This window comes from Pseudomonas putida (assembly GCA_041071465.1).
In the GTDB taxonomy this organism is placed as follows: domain Bacteria; phylum Pseudomonadota; class Gammaproteobacteria; order Pseudomonadales; family Pseudomonadaceae; genus Aquipseudomonas; species Aquipseudomonas putida_P.
The window spans coordinates 580,639-604,962 of record CP163498.1 but is presented as its reverse complement, the minus strand read 5'-3'; the positions used below and the strand labels follow the sequence as shown (position 1 = coordinate 604,962).

Below are 24,324 nucleotides of genomic sequence, written 5' to 3'. Positions count from 1 at the left end.
GTACACCGCATGAAGCGACTGGCTGGTCTTTCCGCCCTTGCCCTGATCATTTCCAGCACCAGTGGGTGTGGTTGGCTGTGGGGCGAGGATGGCTATTTCCGCGACCGTGGCAGCGACTACCTGCAGGCGCACCCGACCGCGCCCATGCAGCTGCCGCCGGACGCCAGCAACGTCAAGCGTCTTGACCCGCTGCTGCCGATTCCGCGTAACGTTGCCGACGATAATGTTGCTGGCGAGTTCGAAGTGCCGCGCCCGCAACCGCTGACCGGCGGTGCCGCCCAGGTCACCGACTACAGCCTGCAACGCAGTGGCAGCAGCCGTTGGGTACTGGCCCAGCATTCGCCAGCCGAAGTGTGGCCGGTAGCGCGCCAGTTCTTCGAGGACAACGGCTTCCGCATTGCCGAAGAACGCCCACAGACGGGTGAGTTCAACACTACCTGGCAGCGTTTCGATGAACTGTCGGCATCGCTTGGCCAGCGTCTGGCCAGCACTGCCAGCAGCGGTGACAGCGAAGTACGCGTACGTGTGCGCATGGAGCCTGGCGTGCAGCGCAACACCTCCGAAGTGTACGTGGTCAGCGTCGAGCGCCCGGCTGGCAGCACGGCCGACCCTGCGTTCCCGTCCTCGTCCAGCAACACCGGTGCCGATGCCCTGCTGGTCGACGAAATGCTTGCCAGCATGAACCGCAGCGCCGAGAAAGGCGGTTCGGTGTCGCTGCTGGCCGCGCGCGATTTCGACGCGCCAAGCCGCGTCAGCCTGAGCGAAGACGGCAGCGGCAACCCGGTGCTGTACCTGGGTTCCGACCTGGACCGCGCCTGGTCTGGCGTGGGCCGTGCCCTGGAACAGGGTGGCGAGTGGCGTGTCGAAGACATCAACCGCAGCTTGGGCCTGTACTACATCAACCTGTCCGAAAAGCCTGACGACAAGCAGAACCAGCCTGGCTTCTTCAGCCGCATGTTCGGCAGCGAGCCGACCAAGGAAGAGCGTGAAGCCCGTGCCGAGCGCTACCAGGTTCGCCTGAGCAAGGTGGGTGAGAGCGTGCAGGTCACGGTCGAGAAAAACATCAACACCGTGGCTCCGGCCGATGTCGCCCGCCGCGTGCTGAGCGCCATTCAGGACCACCTGGGCTAAGTGCGCTTCGCGGTACTCGGAAGCGGTAGCCAAGGGAACGGCACGCTGATCGCCAGTGGTGACACGTTCATCCTGGTCGATTGCGGCTTTTCCCTGCGCGAAACCGAGCGGCGCCTGGCGCTGCTCGGTGTGTCCGCGGCCCAGCTCAGTGCAGTACTGGTCACCCACGAACATGCTGATCATGTACATGGGGTCGGCTTGCTGTCACGGCGCTACAATGTACCGGTCTACCTCAGCCAAGGGACCTTGCGCGGCATGCGCAAGCCGGTGGAGGTGGCCGGTTTTCTCGCTTGTGGCGAAAGCCTGCGCATCGGCAGCCTGGAAGTGACTGCGGCGCGGGTCGAGCACGACGCCTACGAGCCATTGCAATACGTGGTCAGTGACGGCCAGCGACGCTTCGGCATGCTTACCGACCTGGGCTCGTACGACGCGTTGCTGCTGGAGCGCTACCAGGGCCTGGATGCACTGCTGATCGAGGCCAACCACTGCCGCGACCTGCTGGCGCGCGGTCACTACCCGGCCTTTTTGAAGCAGCGGGTAGGGGCATGCAAGGGCATTTGAACAACCACCAGGCCGCGCGCCTGGTGCACGAGTTGGGCTGGAGCAACCTGCAACACCTGGTGCTGGCCCACCTCAGCAGCAAGAACAACCTGCCACACTTGGCCCGCCAGTGCTTCGTCGATACCCTCGGGTGCGACCCGGACTGGCTCCAGGTGGCGAATCAGGAACACGGGCTCGACTGGCGCGAAATCGCCTAGCCCAACACCTCAAGCAAGCGGAGCCCAATCATGGAAAAACGCGACGAACTCTACCGCGGCAAGGCCAAATCGGTTTTCAAGACCGACGACGCCGACCGCTTGATCCTGCTGTTCCGTAACGACACTTCGGCGTTCGACGGCAAGCGTATTGAACAACTCGACCGCAAAGGCATGGTGAACAACAAATTCAATGCCTTCATCATGCAGAAACTGGAAGAAGCCGGCGTGCCGACCCAGTTCGACAAGCTGCTGGGCGACAACGAGTGCCTGGTGAAGAAACTGGACATGATCCCGGTCGAGTGCGTGGTGCGCAACTACGCCGCCGGCAGCCTGGTCAAGCGTCTGGGCGTGGAGGAGGGCATCAAGCTGGAGCCGTCCACCTTCGAACTGTTCCTGAAGAACGACGAGAAGGGCGACCCCTTCATCAACGAATCCCACGTTGTTGCGTTCGGCTGGGGCACCGCCGAGCAGTTGGTCGAAATGAAAAAGCTGTCGCTGAAGGTCAACGAAGTGCTGAGCAAGCTCTTCGATGACGCCGGCCTGCTGCTGGTCGACTTCAAGCTGGAGTTCGGCGTATTCCACGGCCAAATCGTGCTGGGCGACGAGTTCAGCCCGGACGGCTGCCGCCTGTGGGACAAGGAAACCCGCAAGAAGATGGACAAAGACCGCTTCCGTCAGGGCCTGGGCGACGTGATCGAAGCCTACGAAGAAGTTGCCAAGCGCCTGGGCGTGCCGCTGTAAGCGGCGCGTTCACGCAAGCGCCTGATACCACGCGATTTTTTTTAAAAAAAGGTTTGCGTTTTAAAAGAACGCTGGTATGATGCGCGGCATTGGAGAGATGCCGGAGTGGTCGAACGGGACGGATTCGAAATCCGTTGTACTGGCAACAGTACCTAGGGTTCAAATCCCTATCTCTCCGCCATACAAGATGAAGCCCCTGGAAGCGAAAGCTTTCAGGGGCTTTTTCGTTGTGCCTTGTTTTGCATCATTCCAAATTCAGCATCATTCAGCAGTGCCTTGGTCCTTTCGCGAAACAGAGCCGCTCCTGCAACTATGTCGACTAAGCCGAGACAGAGCGGTTTCTCGCAACATTTTGTCTTGAACTGTCAACGGCACCTTGCGCTACAATGCGGGCCTCTAATACGCCACTCACGCCCAGGCCAAACGCCGTAATGATTACGCGCGCTGGGCGATGACCTCTTCCTGACATGGATTCGTTGGATGCTTCGCGCCGTACTGGTCTTCCTCTACGCCCTTCGTTCGACGGCTAAATTGCCGTCCGCGTCCAGTGCTGCCAGCTCACTCATAAAACCGCACAACGTCGAATGCTGCCGCCAGATCCTGGCTGCGGTACGCGGCTGTGCGCCCCACCGAAAATGGAGTGCTCCACTTGCGTAAGAAATTCGTCGCGTCCCTTCTGGCGGTCGCCATCGCCTCTACCACGGCCTGTGCACAGCTCGGGATCAGCAAAGAGCAAGCGGGCACCGTGATTGGTGGCCTGGCCGGTGTGGCCATCGGCTCGACCATGGGCAGTGGCAACGGCAAGATCGCCGCAGCCCTGATCGCCGGTGGCATTGGTGCCTACGTGGGCAACCGCATCGGTCACATGCTGGACGAGAAGGACCAGCAGGCCCTGGCGCTGCGCACCCAGGAAGTGTTGAGCCAGCAGCAGGCTACCGCCAGCGCCCAGCCAGTTACCTGGAAGTCCGACCACTCGGGTGCTACCGCGCAGATCGTGCCGGGCAAGGAATACACCCAGACCAAGAAGGTCGAGGTCAAGCGCGCGCCGAAGATCCAGGCGGTGCCGTCGATGAAGTTGATCAACGAGCCCTACGTGACCGTCAGCGACAACCTGAACGTGCGTGCCGCACCCAACCAGAGTGGCGAGAAAGTTGGCAGCCTGAAAAACCACACCGAGTTCACCGCCGTCGGCTCCACTGGTGACTGGATCCTGGTCGGGCGCAAGGGCGTGACCGTGGGTTACGTGCACAAGAACTACGTCGAGCCCAAGGCGCAGGCCGTGGCCAAGCGTGTGACGCCAGCGGTAAACCTGGACGAGCTGGACGTTGCCGCCAGCAAGGAAACCCAAGGCTTCGACCTGGATTCGGTGCAGTCGCTGCCGACCGAAACGGTCGCCGCCGAAGCCGCCTGCCGCCCGGTCACGGTCAGCCTGAAATCGCAAAGCGGCCAGACCGAGCAAGAGCAGAACACCTTCTGCAAACAAGCCAACGGCACCTGGGAACTGATCTGAGGAACTCCATGAAAAAGCACGCGCTCGCGTTGGCTGTGGTCGGCGCTTGTGGTCTGGTACCGCAGGCGTTCGCCCACGAGCTGGCCTTCTCGAAGAAAGAAAACATCAAGGTCGAAGTACCTGGGGACGCCGCCACCTGGTGCAAACCCGAGGTCGAGCTGACCATCACCCGCCCGGCCTGGGACAAGCAGGAGCTGCTGTCGGGGCTGCTGACCAAGCTGCCGTTCGTGTTCGCCAAGGACTGCGCGACCGCCAAGGTGAGCTGGAAGGCGGTTGATGCCAAGGGCAACCTTTACGCCAGCGGTTCGGGCAATGCCACCAACCTGGGCCTGGTGACCCTGGCTGTCGCGCCTGCCGCGGCACCAGCTGCATCAGCACCAGCACCAGCACCAGCACCTGCTCCGGCCGTTGCTGCCCCGGCCCCGGCTGCACCCGCTGTACCTGCGCCAGCAGAAGCCCCGGTAGCCGTTGCCGCTGCGCCGGCGCCTGCTGTAGTTGAACCAGCGCCTGCAAAAGCAGAGGTGGCCCCGGCCCCGGTGGTTGCTGCAGAACCCGCGCCAGCCCCCGTTGCCGAAACCCCGGTAGCAGCCCCAGTCGCACCGCCTGTTCCAGCACCTGCTGCTGCGGTAGCCGCTGCCCCAACCTCGGACTTCGGCCGCGCCGTGGTCCTGCAAAACCGCAACCTGATGCAGGTAACGGATGGCACAGGCTGCAAATGGGTGCTCAGCACCTCGATCATCAGCGACGGCGACACCCTGTCGTTCGGCACTACCCCGGTGATGCCGTGCCCGGCCTCCGGCTTTGGTGAAGGCAGCTTCGAAAAAATCAGTTGGAAGGCCGTTGGCACCTACCGTGGCGACAACTGGACCCGCGTATACGCTCACCCCAGCGGGCTGATCTTCAACAAGAACCTCGAATCTGCAGTGAAGGACAAGGCTGTTTCCTACCTCACGGCGGATGCTGACCAGGCCGCGTTCCTGGTGGGCGAGATCCCCAGCCGGCAGATGAAGGTGTACCTGACCTTCACCCGTTCCAGCTACGGCGTGCTCCGCCCGTTCAGCAGCGATCCGTACTACGTTGCCGTAACGCCTGACGAGTCGTTCGCCCTGGACGCGGCCAAGTACAAGGAAGCCGCGCTGGAAATCTTCGACCTGATCAAGGCCACCTCGCCGACCACCACCGATGTGGCCAACCTGTTCATCGTCAAAGATATTTCGGCGATTACGAACAGCATGTGGGGCAACGACGCGCAGAAGATCACTCGCAACCGCATCGGCATCACCCGCCAAGGCCTGTTCTTCGATGTGCGCGAGGGTGCCAACTGGGCGGTTCAACGAGAGCAGCAGCGTGTGCGTGAAGAACGTCAGCGTCAACAGGAGCTGGCCCGCGTGCACACCCGAGTGCTGGAACGCTACCAGCAGCTGCAAGACGGCATGAGCGACTTCAAGGGGCGCGAAACCGAGGCGCTGGCGCAAATGGCTGGCATCAAGGTGCGTTTCGCTTCGCCGTTGGCGCAGCAAGACCCTGCGACCTCGGCCCGCGTTGCGCCAATGATGGTGCACGTTACCGGCAAGAAGGGCGATTTCTACACCCTCGACTTCCCGAGCAAGGGCCGCCTGGTGGCGGACGAGGAGTACAGCGAAGGCTGGTACGTGACCCAGGTCGCCAACGCCACACCGTACTACCCGCTGGACGATGGCCGCGCCGTGCCCACCTACCGTGCCTACAGCGCAGGTGAGCCCGAGGCCTGCCAGCAGGACCACTGTGCCGACCGTGTGTCGTTCGGCGCCGTGCTGGCCAAGGAATTCCCCAACGCCGGTATCGATTTCAGCTGGACCCCCGAGGTCTCCCAAAAGTACGTGAACGACTGGAACAACGCTTCCGCCATGGTCCAGTGAGGCAAACACCATGATCAAACAGATGAACAAGAAGCAGCTGCTGATTGGCGGTGTAGCCGCGGCGGTGCTGGTGCTCGGTGGTGGCTATGCGATGGTCTCCAGCTCGGGCAAGAAGGCTGCGCTGGCCTACTACGAGGACTTCAAGGAGCGCTATTTCCTTGAAGATGTACTGTCTGAGGGCGACATTTCCTATTCGGCGTTCTCTGGCAACCTGACAGTCGCCGACCCCGAAATCCGCGTCGCTGCGGCCCAGACCAATGGCGCCCAGCAGTTCATGCGCGGCCTGACCGGCTTGATGGAATCGGCTCGCGGTGGTTCGCCGGAGGAGGGCTTGGCAGGTTGGGCCAAGTACCAGCTCAATGTCAGCCGCAATGTCGCCGGCATATACCTCAAAGCCGATGCGCTGAAACTGGCCCATGACGGCGACAGCAAGGACGGCACCCTTCACATCCAATTGCTGGGCATGCAGATGGCCAACCCCTTCGTTGCCAGCAAGGGCGCCGAAGTGGTGCTGGTGGCTGATGTCAGCGACGAGATCCAGCCGCGCGCCGAGCTGGCCGCCAATGGCCGGGCCACTGAGTCGAGCTTCGATTGGGGTGCCAACATGGCGGTACGCCAGCCGGTTACTGGCGCGTTCCTGGTCAGCAGCACGGGTGATTTTGGCACCACGGTCGACTTGGATTTCACCCTCACGCGCTCCAGTGATGGTGAAGGTTCGATGGCGTTTGTGGTAACCCACCGTAACGATGGCTCCAAGGTGGGTGAGATCGTACGCAAGGCCGACTTCCAGTCGCTGCCGGAGCTGGACGATGTCGAAACCCAGCTCAAGAGTGCCTTGAGCGCCATGTTGATCGGGGCATACAGCCCGTACACCGGCCAGGCCGTTTTGGCCGAAGCGGTAAGTGGCTTTGCGCGCAAGGCGAAGGTGGAGAACTACAGCGTGAGCTACAGCGGCTTCAAACCGCTGAAAGAGGCTTACAGCGACTTCCAGCAGAGTGTACCGAAGGCGAAGTTCGCGGCTTTCTGCGAAGAAGTTGGCTTGTCGTCGTGGAGCAGTGATTTCGGCGCCAAGGGCAAGAACCACAGCGATTCGGAATGTGCCATTGGGCAGAAGCTGGTCGAGGAAGGCAAGTTCGAAGAGCAGTACACGTTCAAGGAAGGCAAGAGCCTGTTTGCGGCGTTGTTCGTGAGCAAGGCATATCAGCTGGAAACCAATTGATTGGGTAGTCGCTGATTGAACAAGCCCCCGGGAACTGTGAGTTGCCGGGGGCTTTTTTTTGCTTTGGAATTTTGGGGCCGCATGGGGCGCGCCCGAGGGGCCTCAGCGCATGGCGGCCAATTTAATGCCAAACCCCACCAGACAAATGCCCGCCAGCCGCTCGAACAGGTTGCTGATCCTTGGGTTGGCGCGCATGCGTTCGGCCAGTCGGTGAGTCAGTACCACGGCAATCAACCCGTACAGGAACGTGATCACCGCCACCGTCGCCGCCATGAAGCCAAAAGTCACCAGCCCCTGGTGTTTCAATGGGTCGATGAACAGTGGGAAGAATGCCATGTAGAACATGATCGCCTTGGGGTTGAGCAGGGTGATCAGCATGGTCTGGCGCAAGTACTGGCCGTTGTCCATGCGGCTGGTGCGTGGCGCGTCACCTGGTTTGCTCAGCAGCATGCGCAGGCCGAGATAGGCCAGGTACGCAGCGCCCGCCCACTGCACCACATGGAAGGCTGCCGGGTAGGTGGCCAGCAACGTGGCGACGCCGGCTACTGCCAGCCACAATAGCACCTGGTCACCGACGATCACCCCACAGGTCGCAGCCAGGCCTGCTTTGATACCGCCTTTGCCAGTGGCGGTGATCAGCGCGAAATTGCCCGGGCCGGGAATGGCCAACAGAATGATGAAGGCGATGACGAATGCGCCGTAGTCGGTAACGCCAAGCATGGTGAACTCCTGTAGGGCAGTGCAAAGGCAGAGTATGACTATCGTCGCCAACGGCGTGCTTTACAACCGGTTGTTGCGTCTTCGCAAAGCATCAATGCCACCCGCGACTTGGATCCAATGCTCAGGTTCTGTATCATCCCGGCGCCATCAGACGATGGCCGAAGATGATTCATTTAAAGGACTGAGTAATGAAAAAGCTGTTCAAGGCCACCGTAGCCGTTGCTGTCGTTTCGGGTGTTGCCCTGCTGTCGGGTTGCACTGGCCAGGTTTACAACCAACCAAAAAACTGCACCTACGACTACCTGTTCCACCCTTCGGTTTCCATCTCCAAGATCATCGGTGGCTGCGGCCCAATCGATAAACTGCCTCAGCAGCAGTAATCTTGGCGGTACCCTGATCGCGACGCTTGCGGCGTGATCCAAGGCCCCCGGTCATGCAAATGGCCGGGGTTTTTGTTTTTGGCGTGGCATTCTGCCGCTGGGGCAACCCGTCGCCTTGACGCAAGGACCTGCAATTTGTTTGTGCTGGCATTTCAGATACAATCGGAAAAACGATTCAGCCTTGTCGGTCAATTCGACAAAAGCCCGGGTCGTTTTTTGGTTCTCTGGCTGCTGAACAATGATCAACAACAAGCCTGCGCTGAAGAACACGCTTTACCGGGGCCAGCCACAGGCCCTCACTCTGTTCTCCTGACTGGAATTGATCAATGTTCAAGAAAGCTGGCAAGACCTTGCTGGGTCTGGCTGTCGCTGCAAGCGTCATGCAAGCGCACGCCGTAGAAACCAAGAAAGTAGACGTGCTGCTGGTCGGCGGCGGCATCATGAGCTCCACCCTGGCCGTGTGGCTGCACGAGCTGGAGCCAAGCTGGTCGATGGAAATGGTCGAGCGCCTGGACGGCGTGGCCGAAGAAAGCTCCAACGGCTGGAACAACGCCGGTACCGGCCACTCCGCGCTGGCCGAGCTGAACTACACCCCGGAAGACAAAGACGGCAACGTCAACATCACCAAGGCCATCGAAATCAACGAAGCCTTCCAGATCTCCCGCCAGTTCTGGTCGTGGCAGGTCCGCCAGGGCGTGCTGAAGAACCCGCACTCGTTCATCAACACCACCCCGCACATGAGCTTCGTCTGGGGCGATGACAACATCAAGTTCCTCAAGAAGCGCTACGACGCACTGCAGGCCAGCCCGCTGTTCCGCCCGATGCAGTACTCCGAGGACCACGCGCAGATCGCCAAGTGGGTCCCGCTGATGATGGAAGGCCGCGACCCGAACCAGAAGCTGGCCGTGACCTGGACGCCAATCGGCACTGACGTCAACTTCGGCGAGATCACCCGCCAGTTCGTTGGCCATCTGCAGACCCAGAAAGGCTTCGACCTGAAGCTGTCCAGCGAAGTGCAGGACATCACCCGCAACAAGGACGGCTCCTGGCACGTCGAGTACAAGAACCTGAAGGACGGTACCGAGTCGGCCACCGACGCCAAGTTCCTGTTCATCGGTGCTGGCGGTGGCGCACTGAAGCTGCTGCAGAAGTCGGGCATTCCGGAAGCCAAGGAATACGCAGGCTTCCCGGTGGGTGGTTCGTTCCTGGTGACCGAGAACCCGACCGTGGCCATGCAGCACATGGCCAAGGCCTACGGCATCGCCTCGACCGGTGCGCCACCCATGTCGGTACCGCACCTGGACACCCGCGTGCTGGACGGCAAGCGCGTGATCCTGTTTGGCCCGTTCGCCACTTTCTCGACCAAGTTCCTGAAGAACGGCTCGTACCTGGACCTGCTCAGCAGCACCACTACCCACAACGTGTGGCCGATGACCAAAGTCGGTATCGAGCAGTACCCACTGGTCGAGTACCTCGCTGGCCAGCTGATGCTGTCTGACGATGACCGCTTCGAAGCGCTGCGCACCTACTTCCCGAACGCCAAGAAGGAAGACTGGCGCCTGTGGCAGGCCGGCCAGCGTGTACAAATCATCAAGCGTGATGCCGAGAAGGGCGGCGTACTGAAGCTGGGCACTGAAGTGGTAGCCTCCGAAGACCGCACCATCGCGGGCCTGCTGGGTGCATCGCCAGGTGCTTCGACTGCTGCGCCGATCATGCTGAACGTGCTGGAAACCGTGTTCAAGGAGAAGGTCGCTACCCCAGAGTGGCAGGCCAAGATCAAGGAAATCGTGCCCAGCTACGGCACCAAGCTGAACGACTCGGCAGCGGCCACTCAGAAAGAGTGGAACTACACCGCTGAAGTGCTGCAGCTGGAGAAACCGCCGGTGATCGACGCCAGCGTCGACTTCGGTGGCGCTGCTGGCCAGCCGGTCGAGAGCAAGCCTGAGAACGACATGGCGCTGTAATCAGCAGCCTTGTCGTGATCCAAAGCCACGGGGGTGACCTCGTGGCTTTTTTGTTGTCTGTTTGGGCCTGTTCGCAGGAAACCGCTGATCGGAAACCTGTTCGTCGACCAATAAAAACATATTTTGATGCTTAAATTAATCTTGTCAGTCGATCCCCTCCAGGAGGGTGCCGTCATGAATACCAAGATTGCCGCCTTACTGCTGCTGGCCCTGTGCGCCCAGCCGGCATGGAGCCAGAGCTACGCCTACTCCAGCACACCCCCGCCACCAAACCCGCCGAATCCGCTGCAATGACCACGCGCATGGCCCTGCGCGACCTGTGGGTCGAGCACATCTTCTGGGTTCGCAACTACGCCGTGGCCAACCAGGCCGGCAACGCCAAGCAGGCTGAAGTCGCCGCCAATGAGGTGGTCAGCGACGCGACCCGAATCGCCAACAGCATCGCGCCGTTATACGGCCAGCCCGCTGCCGACCAGTTGCTGAAACTGTTGGCCGGCCACTGGGGCGCGATCAAGCACTACAGCGATGCCACTGTGGCCAAGGACAAGAAGGGCCAGCAAGCTGGCGTCGACGAGCTGACCAGCAATGCCAAGGCCATCGCGGCGTTCCTGGCCAAGGCCAACCCAAACCTGCCCGAGGCGACCCTACTTACATTGCTCAGCGCCCACGGTGGCCACCATGTGACGCAGATCGATCAGTTGGCGGCCGGTGACTATACGGGCGAAGCGCGCACCTGGGGGATGATGCGCGAGCATATTCTGACCCTGTCCGATGCCATCGCTGCGGCGCTGGTCAAACAGTTCCCGGACAAGTTCTGATGCTCGAGGGACTGGGCCGTACCCAACAGGACCTGCTCCACGCGTTGCTGCACCAGCCAGCCGGCATGAGCATCGACGACCTGGCGCAAGCCCTGGCCATTACCCGCACGGCGGTACGCCAGCACCTGGCCGCGCTGGAGCGTGATGGCCTGGTCAAGCGCGGCGCCACCCGGCCTACCGGGCGGCGCCGGAGCAGTTGCATGAGCTGACTGATCTTGCCCGCGAGCAGTTTCCCCGGCAGTACCCGCTACTGGCGAATCTGCTGATTGGTGAGGTGGCAGGGTTGCTAGGCCAGGAGGCACTGCTGGCGCTGATGCGCCAACTGGGGCGCAAGCTGGCGGCGGACCTTGAACACAAGGTGGTGGATGAAGCACGCATCGTCGAGCACATGAACAATGCCGGCTATGAAGCGCAGGTGTTCTTCCGCTCGGGGGGGCGCCGCAGATCGTGGCGCACAATTGTGTGTTCCATCATTTGGCCAAGGCGCATCCGGTGGTGTGCGAGCTTGATCTGGCGCTGATCGGGGCGCTGGGTGGGGCCGATGTCAGCCATGAGGAGTGCATGCTCAGGGGAGGGCAGGTGTGCCGGTTTGCGCTGGCCCATCCAGAACCGGCAGGCTGACAGGTCACACCTGGCGCAGTATGCACGCCAGCAACCCAGGGAACCGCTCATCCAGCATTTCGCTGCGCAGTGAATTCATATGGGTAGTGCCCACATTGCGGGTTTGTACCAACCCAGCATCACGCAAAACGCGGAAGTGGTGGGACATGCTCGACTTCGGCCGCCCCCGTCCAGTTCGCCACAGCTGGCCTCTGCCACGCCGGCCAGATGGCGGACGATTTCCAGGCGCACGGGGTCGCTGAGCGCATAGAGCAGGCGTTCGAGGATCAGGTCTTCAGGGTTGGGATGTTTATAGGCTCGCATGCCCGACATGATAACGGGGGTTTCATTAATTGCCATAGTTCGATTATGATCGAACAACAGTATTCAAATGAACCCGGAGTTTCCCATGTCCGCACTGTTCGAACCCTACACCCTCAAAGACGTCACCCTGCGTAACCGCATTGCCATTCCGCCGATGTGCCAATACATGGCCGAAGACGGCATGATCAACGACTGGCACCACGTGCACCTGGCCGGCCTGGCCCGTGGTGGTGCCGGCCTGTTGGTGGTCGAGGCCACTGCGGTGGCGCCGGAAGGGCGCATTACCCCCGGTTGTGCCGGTATCTGGAGCGATGCCCACGCCCAGGCCTTCGTGCCAGTGGTGCAGGCCATCAAGGCGGCAGGCTCCGTGCCGGGTATCCAGATCGCCCACGCCGGGCGCAAGGCCAGCGCCAACCGCCCATGGGAAGGTGATGATCATATTGCCGCCGACGATGCCCGTGGCTGGGAAACCATTGCCCCGTCGGCCATCGCATTTGGCGCGCATCTGCCGAAAGTGCCGCGCGAGATGACCCTGGACGACATCGCCCGGGTCAAGCAGGACTTTGTCGATGCCGCTCGCCGTGCGCGCGATGCCGGCTTCGAGTGGATCGAGCTGCACTTTGCCCATGGTTACCTGGGCCAGAGCTTCTTCTCCGAGCACTCCAACAAGCGTACCGATGCCTACGGTGGCAGCTTCGACAACCGTAGCCGCTTCCTGCTGGAAACCCTGGCCGCAGTGCGTGAAGTGTGGCCGGAAAACCTGCCGCTGACCGCGCGTTTCGGTGTGCTGGAATACGATGGCCGCGACGAGCAGACCCTGGAAGAGTCGATCGAACTGGCGCGCCGCTTCAAGGCCGGCGGCCTTGACCTGCTGAGCGTGAGTGTCGGTTTCACCATTCCCGAGACCAACATCCCGTGGGGCCCGGCGTTCATGGGGCCGATTGCCGAGCGTGTGCGCCGTGAGGCGAAGCTGCCGGTGACTTCGGCGTGGGGCTTTGGCACACCGCAGTTGGCGGAAGCGGCTTTGCAGGCCAACCAACTGGACTTGGTTTCGGTAGGGCGTGCGCACCTGGCCGACCCGCACTGGGCGTACTTTGCAGCCAAGGAGCTGGGGGTGGAGAAAGCCTCCTGGACCTTGCCGGCGCCGTATGCGCACTGGCTCGAGCGTTATCGCTGAGTGATGCCGGGGGCCGCACAGCGGCCCTCGAATCTAGAAGCGATCCAACCGGTAGGCTGCCATCTCATGCCCACGGGCCCGCTCAGTCAACCGCCCCATCCATTCCGCCGTCACCGCTGCTTGGGTCAACCCCAGGTGCTGATGCCCGAACGCCAACAGCACCCGCCCATCACACACCCGGTCGATCACTGGCAATGAATCTGGCAACGAAGGCCTGAAGCCCATCCACGGTGTCGCCCCTTCGACGCTCAGGTCTTGTCGGAACAACCCCTTGCTCAGCCGGTGCAATTGCCACGCCCGTTGCATGCTCGGCGGCGCCTCCAACCCGGCGAACTCCACCGTGCCAGCCAGGCGCAAGCCTTCGGCCATGGGCGTCATGATGAACTTGCGTTCAAGCGAGGTGACTGCAAACGGCAGGCGCTGGTGCTCACCCGGCAACATCAGGTGGTAGCCGCGCTCTGTGTCCAGCGGTACCCGCTTGCCAGTCAGCGCGGCGGTCAGTTTCGCAGAATGCGCACCACAGCTGATCAGCACCTGGCGAGCATCGAGCGTGCCCTTGTCGCTGGCCAGGCTGACCCCGCCACTGTGCAGTTGCCCACCCTCGACCTGCGCCTGGACAAAGCGCACGCCACTGGCCTTGGCCGCTTCGAACAGTTCGCACACTACCCGGTACGGGTCGATGAAGTGCCCGGTCTTGGGGAAGAACAGCCCGCCCAGCAATGATGGGCTCAATTGTGGCGCCGCTTCGCGCACGGCCTCGGCCGACCAGAAACTCACCGGTACCGCCTGCTGGCGCATGCGTGCGCGCAACGCCTCCAGCGCCTGGCGCGACTCGGGCCGTTCGAACACCAGCAACGAGCCATCCTCCTGGAACAGTTCGCTGCGCCCGATTGAGCCCAGCAACCGCTGCCAGGCGCCCAGGCTGCCTTCGTTCAAGGTGCGGATGCCCGCCACGCTGCGCTGGAACGGCGCCGCTCGCAGGTTGAGCAGCAGCCGGGTGAACCACGGCATGGCCTTGGGCAAGTACTTCCAGTCCAGGCGCAGCGGGCCCATCGGGTCTAGCAGCATGCGGGGCAAGCGCTTGAGGATGGACAGGTCGGCAATCGGGAACACTTGTTCAGTGGCCAGGTGCCCGGCATTGCCATAGGACGCGCCAAGGCCTGGCGCCTGGCGGTCGATCAGCGTTACCCGGCGGCCCTGACGGGCCAGCTGCAGGGCGCAGGCGACGCCGACGATGCCGGCGCCCACCACGGCGATGTCGGTTTCAGCGGTTTCGACCATGCTCAGCCTTCCCGTTTACCATCAAGCAGGCGCCGCAGCCGCAGCGGGTTGCCGTGCTGCAACGCGTGCGGCAGCAGCGCATCGGGGAAGTCCTGGTAGCACACCGGGCGCAGGAAACGCAGGATCGCTGCCGTGCCCACCGAGGTGGTACGGGCATCGGAGGTGGCCGGGAATGGCCCGCCATGCACCATCGCATCGCACACCTCGACGCCGGTCGGCCAACCATTGACCAGTATGCGCCCGGCCTTGCGCTCAAGGGTCGGCAGCAGGGCGCGGGCGCTGTCGATGTCGGCCTCGTCCAGCTGCAGGGTGGCGGTCAGTTGACCTTCAAGGTGCTCGGCTACCTGGCGGACCTGCTCGTCACTGTCGCAGGCCACGATCAGCGACGCTGCGCCGAACACTTCAGCCTGCAACGCCGGGTCGGCGAGGAAGGCCTCGGCCTGGGTCACGAACAGCTGTGCCTGGCACTGATTGGGGCTGTGGCTGGCCGGGCCGCAGGCGGTGGCCTGGGCATTGGCGTTGGCCGCAAGCGCAGCGACGCCGGCCTGGTAGGCGTCAAATATGCCCGGCGTGAGCATGGTTTGCGCAGCAGCCTGCTGCACATGCCCACTGGCTGCCGCGACAAACCGCTGCAACGCCGGCCCCTGGCGAGCGATTACCAGGCCGGGGTTGGTGCAGAACTGGCCGGCGCCTTGGGTCAGCGAAGCGACGAAACCTTGTGCCAGTGCTTCGGCACGGGCCTGCAGCGCGGCGTCGAACAGAAACACCGGGTTGATCGAGCTCATTTCGGCATACACCGGGATTGGCTCCGGGCGCGCCTGGGCGGCCTGGCACAGCGCCACGCCGCCACTGCGCGAGCCGGTAAAGCCAACGGCTTTGATACGCGGGTCGCTGACCAGGGCAATGCCCACTTCGCGACCCGAGCCGTACAGCAGCGAAAACACACCGGCTGGCAAGCCGCATTGTTTCACGGCTTGCGCCACCGCCCGGCCGACCAGTTCGCTGGTGCCTGGGTGGGCGCTGTGGGCCTTGACGACCACAGGGCAGCCAGCAGCCAAAGCCGAGGCCGTGTCGCCACCGGCCACCGAGAAGGCCAGCGGGAAGTTGCTGGCGCCGAACACGGCTACCGGCCCCAGGGCCACCTGGCGCTGGCGCAGGTCGGCGCGCGGCAGTGGCTGGCGTTCGGGCAGGGCGTTGTCGACCCGCACATCCAGCCATTCGCCAGCCCGTACCACTCGGGCGAAGGTGCGCAACTGGGTGCAGGTGCGGCCACGTTCGCCCTGTATGCGTGCCTTGGGCAGGCCGGTTTCGGCCACGGCGCGGTCGATCAGGGCATCGCCCAGTGCCTCGATCTGCGTGGCGATGGTTTCGAGGAACTGTGCCCGTTGTTCGAGCGAGGTTTCGCGGTAGGCATCGAACGCCGCCCAGGCCAGGGCGCAGGCCTGGGCCACGTGTTCGCCGGTGCCGCCCAGGTAGGCCGGTTCCAGCGCCTGGCCGGTGGCCGGGTCAATGGCGCGGATGGCTTGGCGGCTGCCGGTTACTGGCGTCTGGCCGATCAGCAGGTTGCCTGTCAGGGTCATGGAGCCTCCTTGGGAATCGATTGCAGGTGCATGGGGACTGCTTGCAGTGTGGGTGCGGGCGTACCCGCGCCCACAGAGCAAGCAGTGGCTGCATCAGGCCAGGTTCTGCTCGGCCGACCAGCTGGCGTACCAGCTACGGAACAGCGCGTATTGCTGCTCGGCATAGTTGCGCTGGGCGTCGGTCAGCACGTCGGTCTGGTTGAAGTGCAGGCTGTACTCGGTGTCGCCGTTCAGCACCATCAGGTGCTTGTAGTACAGCACCAGGTCGCAACCTTCATCGAACGACGACAGCACGGCCAGTGCCGCCTCCAGCTCGCGCGCCAGGCGGCGGGCACGGGCGTCGCCCTTGGCCGCCTGCTTGCTCAGGCTCACCAGCTGCAGCACTTCACGCGGCAGGGCGTTGCCGATGCCGGTGATGGCGCCGGTGGCGTTGCAGTTGACGAAGCCGTGCACCACTTGGGTATCCACGCCGACCATCAAGGTCACATCGTCGTCCTTGGAGGTGATGTGTTCGGCGGCATAGCGCAGGTCGGCGCCACCGCCGAATTCCTTGAAACCGATCAGGTTGGGGAACTCGCGGCGCAGCTCGAAGAACAGGTCGGCGCGGGTGGCGAAGCCGTAGTACGGGCTGTTGTAGATCACCGCTGGCAGCTTTGGTGCGGCGGCGAGAATGGCCGAGAAGTGGTGCTTCTGGGCGATCAACGAAGCGCCGCGGCTGAGCACGCGGGGGATGACCATCAGGCCGGCGGCGCCGACGCTGGCTGCGTGGGCGGCATGAGACACCGCTTCACGGGTGTTCACCGCGCCGGTGCCGACAATGGTTGGGATGCCGGCGGCCACCAGGCGCGCCACGCCTTCCTGGCGCTCGGCCTCGGTCAACAGTGGCCAGTCACCCATCGAACCGCAGTACACCACGGCGCTCATGCCGGCTTCGATCAGTTCGCGGCCTTTGCGCACCAGGGCGTCGAAGTCCGGCTTGCGCTCGGCGGTGCACGGGGTCATCAGGGCAGGCATGGTGCCGGTGAAGATGTTGTCGGTCATTGTTATCACTCCTAGCAGTATTCAGTCGGAAAAAGGCCGAGGGTCAGATGCCCCAGGCGAAAGGGTCCTGTTCGTCGATCAGCAGGGTGCTGTCGGCGGTCATGTAGGCGCGGCCGGTGATGAACGGGCGAATGCGCTCGCCGTCGCGCTCGTAGCGGCCATGGAACTGGCTACCGGTGATACTGGCCTGCACCCAGGTCTGGCCTTCGGCAAGCTTGCCGTCGGCGGCCAGGCAGGCCAGCTTGGCGCTGGTGCCGGTGCCGCACGGCGAGCGGTCGTAAGCCTTGCCGGGGCACATCACGAAGTTGCGGCTGTCGGCGTTGGCGTCGTCGGCGAACAGCTCGACGTGGTCGATGGGGGCGCCGTTTTCGCCGGTGATACCCTGGGCTTCAAGGGCTTTGAGCATGGCCCAGGTGTACTCGGTCAGCGCTTCGCGGTTATCCAGTTCGATGCGCTGGCCATGCTCGGAAACGAGGAAGAACCAGTTGCCGCCCCAGGCGATGTCGCCGCGCACCACGCCATGGCCGGGCACGTCCACCGCCACCTGCTGGCGGTACCGGTAGGAGGGCACGTTGCCCACGGTGATGGCGCCGTCTTCATGCAGGGTGGCGCTGACCTGGCCGACCGGGGTGTCGATCTTGTGCTCGCCCGGCGCGATCAGGCCCAGGTGCTGCAGCGAGGCCACCAGGCCGATGGTGCCGTGGCCGCACATGTTCAGGTAGCCGGCGTTGTTGAAGAAGATCACCCCGCAGGTGGCGTCGGCCGACACCGGCGGGCAGTACAGCGCGCCCACCAGCACATCGTTGCCGCGTGGCTCCAGCAGGCAGGCCTTGCGCCATTGGTCGTGCAGCTCGCGCAGTTCGTCACGCTGTTCGGCCATGCTGCGGCCGTGCAGTTGCGGGAAGCCCCTCATCACCAGGCGGGTGGGTTCGCCGCCAGTGTGGGAGTCGATGACGTGAATCTGTTTCATGGGCTTGTCCCTTGCGTAAAAGATCAGGAAGCGACGGCAGCGGGGCGGCTGGGATAGGTTTCAGCGCTGGCTTCGCTTTCGTCTTCACCTTCCAGGCGTACCAGGTGGGCAGGTACGCCAGTCGCAGCGCCCCAGTAGTAGATGCCCAGCGCGCAGGCGGCCACGGCCAGGGTGTCGAACGGGTGGGCTAGCACGCCCAGGCCGCCAAAACTGCCCAGCCACGACAGCAGGATGGTCACCGCGTAGAAGCCGATCAGCCACGCCGACGAGCGTACTTGCTGGGCCAGCGACAGGTGTTGGGTGGGCACGAAGCGGCCGCACAGCAGGTACAGCACGAACATCACGATCTGCAGGGCCAGCAACCACGACACGGTGTTCCAGCCCGACCAGTACACGATCAGCGCGGCGATGATGAACGACAGCGGGCCGAGCACGCCCATGCCCTTGACCCGGAACGGGCGCGGCATGTCTGGCGCGTTGCGGCGCAGGGCGGCGACGGTGACCGGGGCGACGGCGTAGCTCAGTACCAGGGCAGCCGATACCACGTTGATCAGCGCTTCCCACGATGGGAACGGCAGGGTCCAGAACACCGACAGGCCAAAGGTCAGCCACAGTGCCGGGCGTGGGATGCCGGATTCTGCGTCGATGCGGGTGAAGTACTTGAAGAAGGTGCCGGTCTGCGCCCAGCCATAGACCACGCGCGGGGTGGCGTTCATGTAGATGTTGCCGCAGCCGCTGGGCGAAATCACCGCATCGGCCACCACCAGGTAGGCCAACCAGCCCACACCCAGGGCCAGGGCGATATCTCGGTAGGGCAGGGCCAGCTCCTTGGTCACGCTGGCCCAGCCGTTGGCCAGCATTTCGGTGGGCACACTGCCAAGGAAGGCCAGTTGCAGCAGGGCGTAGATGGCGGTGGACAGCAGCACAGACAAGATCAGCGCGATCGGGATGGTGCGTTGCGGGTTCTTCACTTCGCTGGCCACCGAAATGATCGGCGTCAGGCCCAGGTAGGCGAAGATGATGCCGCCCGCCGACACGGCCATTTCCACGCCGGACAAGCCGAATGGGGCAAAGCCCTGAACCTCGAAGTTTTCTGGTTTGAAGAAGGTGAACAGCACGCCGATCACCAGTAGCGGCACAATGAACTTGAACACGCTGACCAGGTTGTTGGCCTTGGCGAAGGTTTTCACGCTGCGGTAGTTGAGGAAGAAGAACAGCCCCAGCAGGGCGAACTGCACCAGCCAGCCGAGTACGGTCGGGTCACTGGAGCCGGCCTTGGTCAGCCCGGGAAACCAGGCGGCGGCGTATTGGCGTGAGGCGACCACTTCGATGGCAATCAGGCTGGAAAAGGCGATCAGCGTGATGAAACCCATCAGGTAGCCCAGCAGTGGGCCGTGCGAATACACCGGGTAGCGCACCACGCCACCGGCACGGGGCAGGGCGGCGCCTAGCTCGCAGTAGACGATGCCCAGCAGCAGTACGGCGAACCCGCCAAGGAACCAGGAAAGGATGCCAGCCGGGCCAGCGATGGCCGAGACGTGGCTGGCGGCGAACAGCCAGCCGGAGCCGAAGATGGCGCCTAGGCCGATGAAGGTGAGGTCCAGCAGTGATAACTGTTTTTTGAATTTGCCTGACATGGGTTCGCCTTTTTGTTGGTTATTGGATAGGCAGGTCTGATGTCACGAGATGCGGCTTTTTGGGCCGCGCTCTTGTAGGACTTGGGCGGCTTGCGTGGGGCATAGAGTGAACCGGTCGGGTCGGCGGTTCTTGATGGTTTTCTGCAGAGGGGGTGACGAAATCGGCACAGTTGCAGAAAAACGATGGCAAGGCGCACAGCTGGACGATAGGCTGAAAGCCACACTGCATAAGGGCCGGCACAGCCAGCAGAGAACCGAAGATGACCGTCAACCCCTTGGCCACCCTCTACCATTCCCTCGACCAGCACCGCCCCGCCACCCTCGAGGCCTTGCTCGCCGGTGTATCGCTGCTGCTGCCGATTCTCGACGCCATCCCCAACGCCGCCATCTTCATCAAGGACCCGGCTGCCCGTTACGTACTGGCCAACGACACCCTGGTTCAGCGCTGCGGCCTCAAGCGCCTGCAGCCGTTGCTGGGCAAGACCAGCGCCGAAGTGTTTCCGGCACAGCTGGGCCCTGGCTACACCGAGCAGGACCGTCGCGTTCTCAAGGAGGGGCTGGTACTGGAAGACCAGTTGGAGCTACACCTGTACGGCAGCCGTGAACCGGGCTGGTGCCTGACCCACAAGCGCCCGTTGTACAACCAGGCGGGCGAGATCATCGGCCTGGTTGGCATTTCGGTAGATTTGCAGTCAGCCGCCGACAGCCACCCTGCCTACCAGCGCCTGGCCGCGGTGGACGAGCATATTCGGCGGCATTTCCACCAACCGATCAGCATGGGCGAGCTGACCCGCATTGCCGGCATTTCCGTGGCCCAGCTGGAGCGCTACTGCAAGCGGGTGTTCCACCTCACGCCCCGGCAGATGATCCACAAGGCGCGCCTGGAGCACGCCCACCGCTTGCTGCATTCGGCGCTACCGATCACTGAAGTGGCGATGTGCTGCGGCTACACCGACCACAGCGCCTTCAGCCGCCAGTTCAAGCAACTGACCGGCTTCACCCCGCGCCAGTACCGCCAGGCGACTGCCGATCAGGTGGCTTGAAACAGCCCGCGCGCTTCGGCAAAGCATTGTTCGGCAATTGCCGAGCGCGGCTCGCTGCGGCGCAGCAGCAAACCGACCGGGCTATGGATGGCGGCGTCGGCCACCGGCAGGATACGCAGGTGTTCGCTGAGGTCTTCCAGGCCGCAGTCCAGTGGCATGATCGCGCAGCACATGCCGGTGTTGATCGCCTGGATCAGCTGGAAGCTCGAGTCGCTCTCCAGCACCGCATTGGGCTCCAGGCCACGGCTGCGGAAGCTCAGGTCCAGCGACTGGCGGTAGTGCATGCCTTTGCTCAGCAGCCCTAGCGGAATGTCGCCGAGTTCGTCCCAACGCAGCGTGTCGCTGGCGAACTGGAAGTGCCGAGTGTCGTGCAGCAGGCCCATGGTGGTCGTGCCCAGCTCGATCACGTCGAAGAAGCTGGTGTTGACCTGGTCCAGGTAGCAGATACCCAGGTCGAGCTGGTTGCGGCTGAGCCCGTCGATGACCTGCTCCGAGCTCAGCGAGCTGAGCTGAAAGTGCAGTTCGGGGTACTTTTCGCGCAGCGGCAGCAGCAGGTGCATGGGGTTGAAGCTGGCCAGCGGCACGGTGCCCAGGCGCAGGCTGCCGACCACCTGGCCGCGGCAGCTGGCGGCCTCGGCCTGCAGGCCGTCGTGGGCGGCGAGCAGGGTGCGGGCCCAGGCCAGGATGCGCTCGCCGGCCTCGGTGAAACCCTCGAAGCGCTGGCCACGCTTGACCAGTACCAGGTCCAGTTCGTCTTCCAGGTTGCGCAGGCGCATGGACAGCGTCGGCTGGGTGATATGGCACAGCGCCGCGGCCTGGCCGAAGTGGCGGGTCTGGTCGAGGGCGATGAGGAACTTGAGCTGCTTGATGTCCATGGAAGTGCCTGGCGTCTGGTTGTGCAGACCATAACCTACGTCTGCGATAGATGTCATTGATCGGCCGGTACGCCATATCGATTGGACGCACCTGGGGCCATGCCTCTAGCGTGGTGACAATGCCATTCAAGGAGCTTCACCGTGCGCGTCCAACCCGATGCGGTCTTCGTACCGCTGAACATCGCCGTGCTGACTGTCAGCGACACCCGTACCTACGACAACGATACTTCCGGCGAGCTGCTGGCCAGCCGCTCGGTAGAGATCGGCCATCGACTGGTGGCGCGGGCACTGCTCAAGGACGACCTGTACAAGATCCGCGCCCAGGTGGCTACCTGGATTGCCGATGAGCAGGTGCAGGTGGTGCTGATAACCGGTGGTACCGGCTTTACCGGGCGCGACAGCACGCCAGAAGCAGTCGAGTGCCTGCTGGATAAGCGTATCGATGGTTTTGGCGAGCTGTTCCGGGCGTTGTCGATTCTCGATATTGGCAGCTCGACCGTGCAAAGCCGGGCCCTGGCCGGGTTGTCCAACAGAACCTTGGTATGCTGCCTGCCGGGCTCCACCGGGGCTTGCCGTACCGCGTGGGAGGGGATTTTGGCAGAGCAGTTGGATGCCCGACACCGGCCCTGCAACTTCGTCAAACACCTGCTGCCGATCGAGGCCTGTGCAAGCCGGGGCTGATGCTGCTGCCTGTCAGCTCAACACATACCCCACCGGCAACAACGCCGGTGGTAACTGCTGTTCCCCCAGCCCCGCCAGCACATCCCGTTCCACCGTGCGCACCAGGGCATCGGTCGGCAGGTCGTTCTCATCCCGCCCGAATGGGTCTTCCAGTTCGTTGCCAATCGCATCCAGCCCGAAGAAGGTGTACCCCACGATGGTGGTGAACAACGGCGCCAGCCAGCCCAGCGGCTCGGCCAGGGCAAACGGTAGCAGAATGCAAAAAATGTAGATGGTACGGTGCAGCAACAGCGTGTAGGGAAACGGCAAGGGGGTGAACTTGATCCGCTCGCAAGTGGCCTGCACTTCGGTCAGGCCCACCAGGCGTTGTTCCAGCAGGCTGTAGCGCCAATCACTGATCTGTTGTCGTTCGGCCAGGCGTGAGCAGTGCTCGCCTATTTCACGCAGGATACCGTCGCACACGTTGTGCGGGCTGATCGTCTCCGGCCGGGCCAGCCAGGGGCGAGCGGCCGCCAGGTCGTCCTCGTTACGCAGCCGGGCATTCAGTGCATGGGCATAGCCGCACAGGCTGCGCAGCAGCTCGGCTCGCAACTGCTGGTCGGCAATGACCACGCTTTCACGCACGAACGAACGCGTTTCGATGATCAGCTTGCCCCAGGCCTTGCGCCCCTCCCACCAACGGTCGTAGCAGGCGTTGTTGCGAAAGCTCATGAAAATCGACAGCGACAGGCCCAGCAAGGTGAATGGGGTGGCGCTGACCGGGTAGAAAAACGCCGGGAAATGCCGCTCGACCAGCACGATCAGCGCGGCCAGCAGGGTGACCATCAGGCAACGCAAGGCAATGCGTTTGACGATCGACCCCTTGAGGGTGAACAGCACACGCAGTACATCGGGGGTGGGGTGGACGATCATGGAAATCCAGAGGCGGCTGCTCAGCCGCCGGTCATGTTCATGAAGCGCAGGATCTGCACCTCGCCGCCGACTTCGAAGTGATGGCGGTAGGGCTTGAGGTGCAGCGAATCGCGGATGGCCTTTTCCAGGCGCTCGGGGTTGCCTGGGTGGGCGCGCAGCACGTGCTTGAGGTCTACCGAATGTTCGTTGCCCAGGCACAGCAGCAGGCGGCCTTCGACGGTGAGGCGCACACGGTTGCAGGTGGCGCAGAAGTTGTGGCTGTGCGGGGAAATGAAACCGACCCGGGTGTTGGCCGCTTCGGCCAGGCGCCAGTAACGGGCCGGCCCTTGGGATGACTCGGTCGATTCGATCAGGGTGAATTGCCCTGCCAGGCGTTCACGTACTTCATCGCTGGAGCAGAACGATTCGCCGCGCTCATGTTCGCTGATGGTGCCCAGTGGCATTTCTTCGATGAAGGTGATGTCCAGTTCGCGGTCGATGGCAAAACGCACCAGGTCGACCAGTTCATGGTCGTTGCGGCCTTTGAGTACCACGCAGTTGAGCTTGGTGCGTTTGAAACCGGCCTGGCGTGCGGCGTCGATGCCAGCGACCACCTGGGCCAGGTCGCCGGTGCGGGTCAGCTGTTTGAAGCGGTCGGTATCCAGGCTGTCGAGGCTGATGTTCAGGCGCGTGACGCCTGCGTCGAACAGTGGTTGGGCCAGGCGCCCGAGTTGCGAACCATTGCTGGTCATGCACAGCTCGCGCAGGCCGGGCAGGGCGGCGATGCGCCCGCACAGCTCGACGATGCCCTGGCGTACCAGGGGCTCGCCGCCGGTCAGGCGGATCTTGCGGGTGCCCAGGGCGACGAAGCGCTCGGCTACCTGGAACAGTTCTTCGAGGCTGAGGATTTGCTGGCGCGGCAAAAACTGCATGTCTTCAGCCATGCAGTACACGCAACGGAAGTCACAGCGGTCGGTGACCGACATCCGCAGGTAGTCGATTTTCCGGTTGAAGCCGTCGATCAGGGCCCGGCTGTTCTGTTCCACGTGCGCGCTCGAATGGGTTGGGACACAACTCCAAGCTAT

19 protein-coding genes, 1 tRNA gene and 4 pseudogenes are annotated in these 24,324 nt (G+C 63.1%); 14 read left to right on the top strand and 10 right to left on the bottom strand.

Annotated features, from left to right (window positions below; genetic code table 11):
- The first annotated feature begins 9 nt into the window (after positions 1-9).
- The 7 genes and pseudogenes from bamC to AB5975_02660 all read left to right on the top strand — a co-directional run bounded on the left by bamC (position 10) and on the right by AB5975_02660 (position 7,257).
- A complete protein-coding gene (gene bamC, locus AB5975_02690) occupies positions 10-1,131 on the top strand; it encodes an outer membrane protein assembly factor BamC (GenBank protein XDR20871.1) in 1,122 nt (373 codons plus the stop codon).
- A pseudogene (locus AB5975_02685) lies at positions 1,132-1,889 on the top strand (MBL fold metallo-hydrolase).
- Between the two features lie 30 nt (positions 1,890-1,919).
- On the top strand, positions 1,920-2,630 hold the full coding sequence (gene purC, locus AB5975_02680; GenBank protein ID XDR20870.1) for a phosphoribosylaminoimidazolesuccinocarboxamide synthase: 711 nt from the start codon (positions 1,920-1,922) through the stop codon (positions 2,628-2,630).
- A 91-nt stretch (positions 2,631-2,721) separates the two neighbouring features.
- Positions 2,722-2,811: transfer RNA gene (locus AB5975_02675), tRNA-Ser, on the top strand.
- Between the two features lie 468 nt (positions 2,812-3,279).
- A complete protein-coding gene (locus AB5975_02670) occupies positions 3,280-4,140 on the top strand; it encodes an SH3 domain-containing protein (GenBank protein XDR20869.1) in 861 nt (286 codons plus the stop codon).
- Positions 4,141-4,148: 8 nt separating this feature from the next.
- Positions 4,149-6,038 (top strand): hypothetical protein, encoded by a 1,890-nt coding sequence (locus AB5975_02665; GenBank protein ID XDR20868.1) that lies wholly within the window; start codon positions 4,149-4,151, stop codon positions 6,036-6,038.
- 10 nt (positions 6,039-6,048) lie between these two features.
- Positions 6,049-7,257, top strand: a complete 1,209-nt coding sequence (locus AB5975_02660) for a hypothetical protein (protein XDR20867.1) — start codon at positions 6,049-6,051, stop codon at positions 7,255-7,257.
- 102 nt (positions 7,258-7,359) lie between these two features.
- On the opposite strand, the gene AB5975_02655 is transcribed toward AB5975_02660, so the two are convergent.
- Entirely contained in the window at positions 7,360-7,977 is a 618-nt protein-coding gene (locus tag AB5975_02655; protein ID XDR20866.1) for a LysE family transporter, read from the bottom strand.
- 188 nt (positions 7,978-8,165) lie between these two features.
- Here AB5975_02655 and AB5975_02650 point away from each other — a divergent pair, with 188 nt between their 5' ends.
- The 4 genes and pseudogenes from AB5975_02650 (at position 8,166) to AB5975_02635 (ending at position 11,760) form a co-directional block, all read left to right on the top strand.
- Entirely contained in the window at positions 8,166-8,357 is a 192-nt protein-coding gene (locus AB5975_02650; protein XDR20865.1) for a YhfL family protein, read from the top strand.
- A 326-nt stretch (positions 8,358-8,683) separates the two neighbouring features.
- Positions 8,684-10,321: a malate dehydrogenase (quinone) gene (gene mqo, locus AB5975_02645; protein ID XDR20864.1), complete on the top strand. Its 1,638-nt coding sequence runs from the start codon at positions 8,684-8,686 to the stop codon at positions 10,319-10,321.
- Positions 10,322-10,495: 174 nt separating this feature from the next.
- Positions 10,496-11,139, top strand: a pseudogene (locus tag AB5975_02640) (hypothetical protein).
- A pseudogene (locus AB5975_02635) lies at positions 11,139-11,760 on the top strand (helix-turn-helix transcriptional regulator). Before AB5975_02640 ends, AB5975_02635 begins: the two co-directional pseudogenes overlap by 1 nt.
- A 4-nt stretch (positions 11,761-11,764) precedes the next feature.
- Here the strand turns inward: AB5975_02635 and AB5975_02630 are convergent.
- A pseudogene (locus tag AB5975_02630) lies at positions 11,765-12,099 on the bottom strand (ArsR/SmtB family transcription factor).
- Between the two features lie 49 nt (positions 12,100-12,148).
- Here AB5975_02630 and xenA point away from each other — a divergent pair.
- Positions 12,149-13,240, top strand: coding sequence for a xenobiotic reductase XenA (gene xenA / locus AB5975_02625; GenBank protein XDR20863.1), 1,092 nt, complete (start codon positions 12,149-12,151; stop codon positions 13,238-13,240).
- Positions 13,241-13,273: 33 nt separating this feature from the next.
- Here xenA and AB5975_02620 read toward each other — a convergent pair whose 3' ends face one another.
- The 5 genes from AB5975_02620 to AB5975_02600 form a co-directional block, all read right to left on the bottom strand.
- The gene (locus tag AB5975_02620) at positions 13,274-14,521 is read right to left on the bottom strand and encodes an NAD(P)/FAD-dependent oxidoreductase (protein ID XDR20862.1); all 1,248 of its coding nucleotides are present in this window, start codon (positions 14,519-14,521) and stop codon (positions 13,274-13,276) included.
- A gap of 2 nt (positions 14,522-14,523) precedes the next feature.
- Positions 14,524-16,101: an aldehyde dehydrogenase (NADP(+)) gene (locus tag AB5975_02615; GenBank protein XDR20861.1), complete on the bottom strand. Its 1,578-nt coding sequence runs from the start codon at positions 16,099-16,101 to the stop codon at positions 14,524-14,526.
- 93 nt (positions 16,102-16,194) lie between these two features.
- On the bottom strand, positions 16,195-17,142 hold the full coding sequence (locus tag AB5975_02610; GenBank protein XDR20860.1) for a dihydrodipicolinate synthase family protein: 948 nt from the start codon (positions 17,140-17,142) through the stop codon (positions 16,195-16,197).
- Positions 17,143-17,185: 43 nt separating this feature from the next.
- On the bottom strand, positions 17,186-18,112 hold the full coding sequence (locus AB5975_02605; protein XDR20859.1) for a 4-hydroxyproline epimerase: 927 nt from the start codon (positions 18,110-18,112) through the stop codon (positions 17,186-17,188).
- A gap of 23 nt (positions 18,113-18,135) precedes the next feature.
- Entirely contained in the window at positions 18,136-19,749 is a 1,614-nt protein-coding gene (locus AB5975_02600) for an APC family permease (GenBank protein XDR20858.1), read from the bottom strand.
- A 260-nt stretch (positions 19,750-20,009) separates the two neighbouring features.
- On the opposite strand from AB5975_02600, the gene AB5975_02595 reads away from it, so the two are divergent.
- Positions 20,010-20,792 carry a helix-turn-helix domain-containing protein gene (locus AB5975_02595; protein XDR20857.1) on the top strand — a complete coding sequence of 261 codons (783 nt, stop codon included), beginning with the start codon at positions 20,010-20,012 and terminating at the stop codon, positions 20,790-20,792.
- On the opposite strand, the gene AB5975_02590 is transcribed toward AB5975_02595, so the two are convergent.
- Positions 20,780-21,667, bottom strand: a complete 888-nt coding sequence (locus AB5975_02590; GenBank protein XDR22901.1) for a LysR family transcriptional regulator — start codon at positions 21,665-21,667, stop codon at positions 20,780-20,782. The two genes, AB5975_02595 and AB5975_02590, sit on opposite strands and share 13 nt — an antisense overlap.
- A gap of 141 nt (positions 21,668-21,808) precedes the next feature.
- Here AB5975_02590 and moaB point away from each other — a divergent pair, with 141 nt between their 5' ends.
- A complete protein-coding gene (moaB, locus tag AB5975_02585) occupies positions 21,809-22,348 on the top strand; it encodes a molybdenum cofactor biosynthesis protein B (GenBank protein XDR20856.1) in 540 nt (179 codons plus the stop codon).
- A gap of 12 nt (positions 22,349-22,360) precedes the next feature.
- On the opposite strand, the gene AB5975_02580 is transcribed toward moaB, so the two are convergent.
- A complete protein-coding gene (locus tag AB5975_02580) occupies positions 22,361-23,260 on the bottom strand; it encodes a bestrophin family protein (GenBank protein ID XDR20855.1) in 900 nt (299 codons plus the stop codon).
- Between the two features lie 20 nt (positions 23,261-23,280).
- Positions 23,281-24,285, bottom strand: a complete 1,005-nt coding sequence (gene moaA, locus AB5975_02575) for a GTP 3',8-cyclase MoaA (GenBank protein XDR20854.1) — start codon at positions 24,283-24,285, stop codon at positions 23,281-23,283.
- Positions 24,286-24,324 lie beyond the last annotated feature (39 nt).

Coding starts and splice junctions, on each gene's coding strand:
- AB5975_02650 (XDR20865.1), top strand. CDS start 8,166: ATGAAAAAGCTGTTCAAGGCCACCGTAGCCGTTGCTGTCGTTTCGGGT.
- xenA (XDR20863.1), top strand. CDS start 12,149: ATGTCCGCACTGTTCGAACCCTACACCCTCAAAGACGTCACCCTGCGT.
- bamC (XDR20871.1), top strand. CDS start 10: ATGAAGCGACTGGCTGGTCTTTCCGCCCTTGCCCTGATCATTTCCAGC.
- AB5975_02605 (XDR20859.1), bottom strand. CDS start 18,112: ATGAAACAGATTCACGTCATCGACTCCCACACTGGCGGCGAACCCACC.
- AB5975_02580 (XDR20855.1), bottom strand. CDS start 23,260: ATGATCGTCCACCCCACCCCCGATGTACTGCGTGTGCTGTTCACCCTC.
- mqo (XDR20864.1), top strand. CDS start 8,684: ATGTTCAAGAAAGCTGGCAAGACCTTGCTGGGTCTGGCTGTCGCTGCA.
- AB5975_02615 (XDR20861.1), bottom strand. CDS start 16,101: ATGACCCTGACAGGCAACCTGCTGATCGGCCAGACGCCAGTAACCGGC.
- AB5975_02595 (XDR20857.1), top strand. CDS start 20,010: ATGACCGTCAACCCCTTGGCCACCCTCTACCATTCCCTCGACCAGCAC.
- AB5975_02665 (XDR20868.1), top strand. CDS start 4,149: ATGAAAAAGCACGCGCTCGCGTTGGCTGTGGTCGGCGCTTGTGGTCTG.
- AB5975_02600 (XDR20858.1), bottom strand. CDS start 19,749: ATGTCAGGCAAATTCAAAAAACAGTTATCACTGCTGGACCTCACCTTC.
- AB5975_02655 (XDR20866.1), bottom strand. CDS start 7,977: ATGCTTGGCGTTACCGACTACGGCGCATTCGTCATCGCCTTCATCATT.
- AB5975_02610 (XDR20860.1), bottom strand. CDS start 17,142: ATGACCGACAACATCTTCACCGGCACCATGCCTGCCCTGATGACCCCG.
- AB5975_02590 (XDR22901.1), bottom strand. CDS start 21,667: ATGGACATCAAGCAGCTCAAGTTCCTCATCGCCCTCGACCAGACCCGC.
- AB5975_02660 (XDR20867.1), top strand. CDS start 6,049: ATGATCAAACAGATGAACAAGAAGCAGCTGCTGATTGGCGGTGTAGCC.
- purC (XDR20870.1), top strand. CDS start 1,920: ATGGAAAAACGCGACGAACTCTACCGCGGCAAGGCCAAATCGGTTTTC.
- AB5975_02620 (XDR20862.1), bottom strand. CDS start 14,521: ATGGTCGAAACCGCTGAAACCGACATCGCCGTGGTGGGCGCCGGCATC.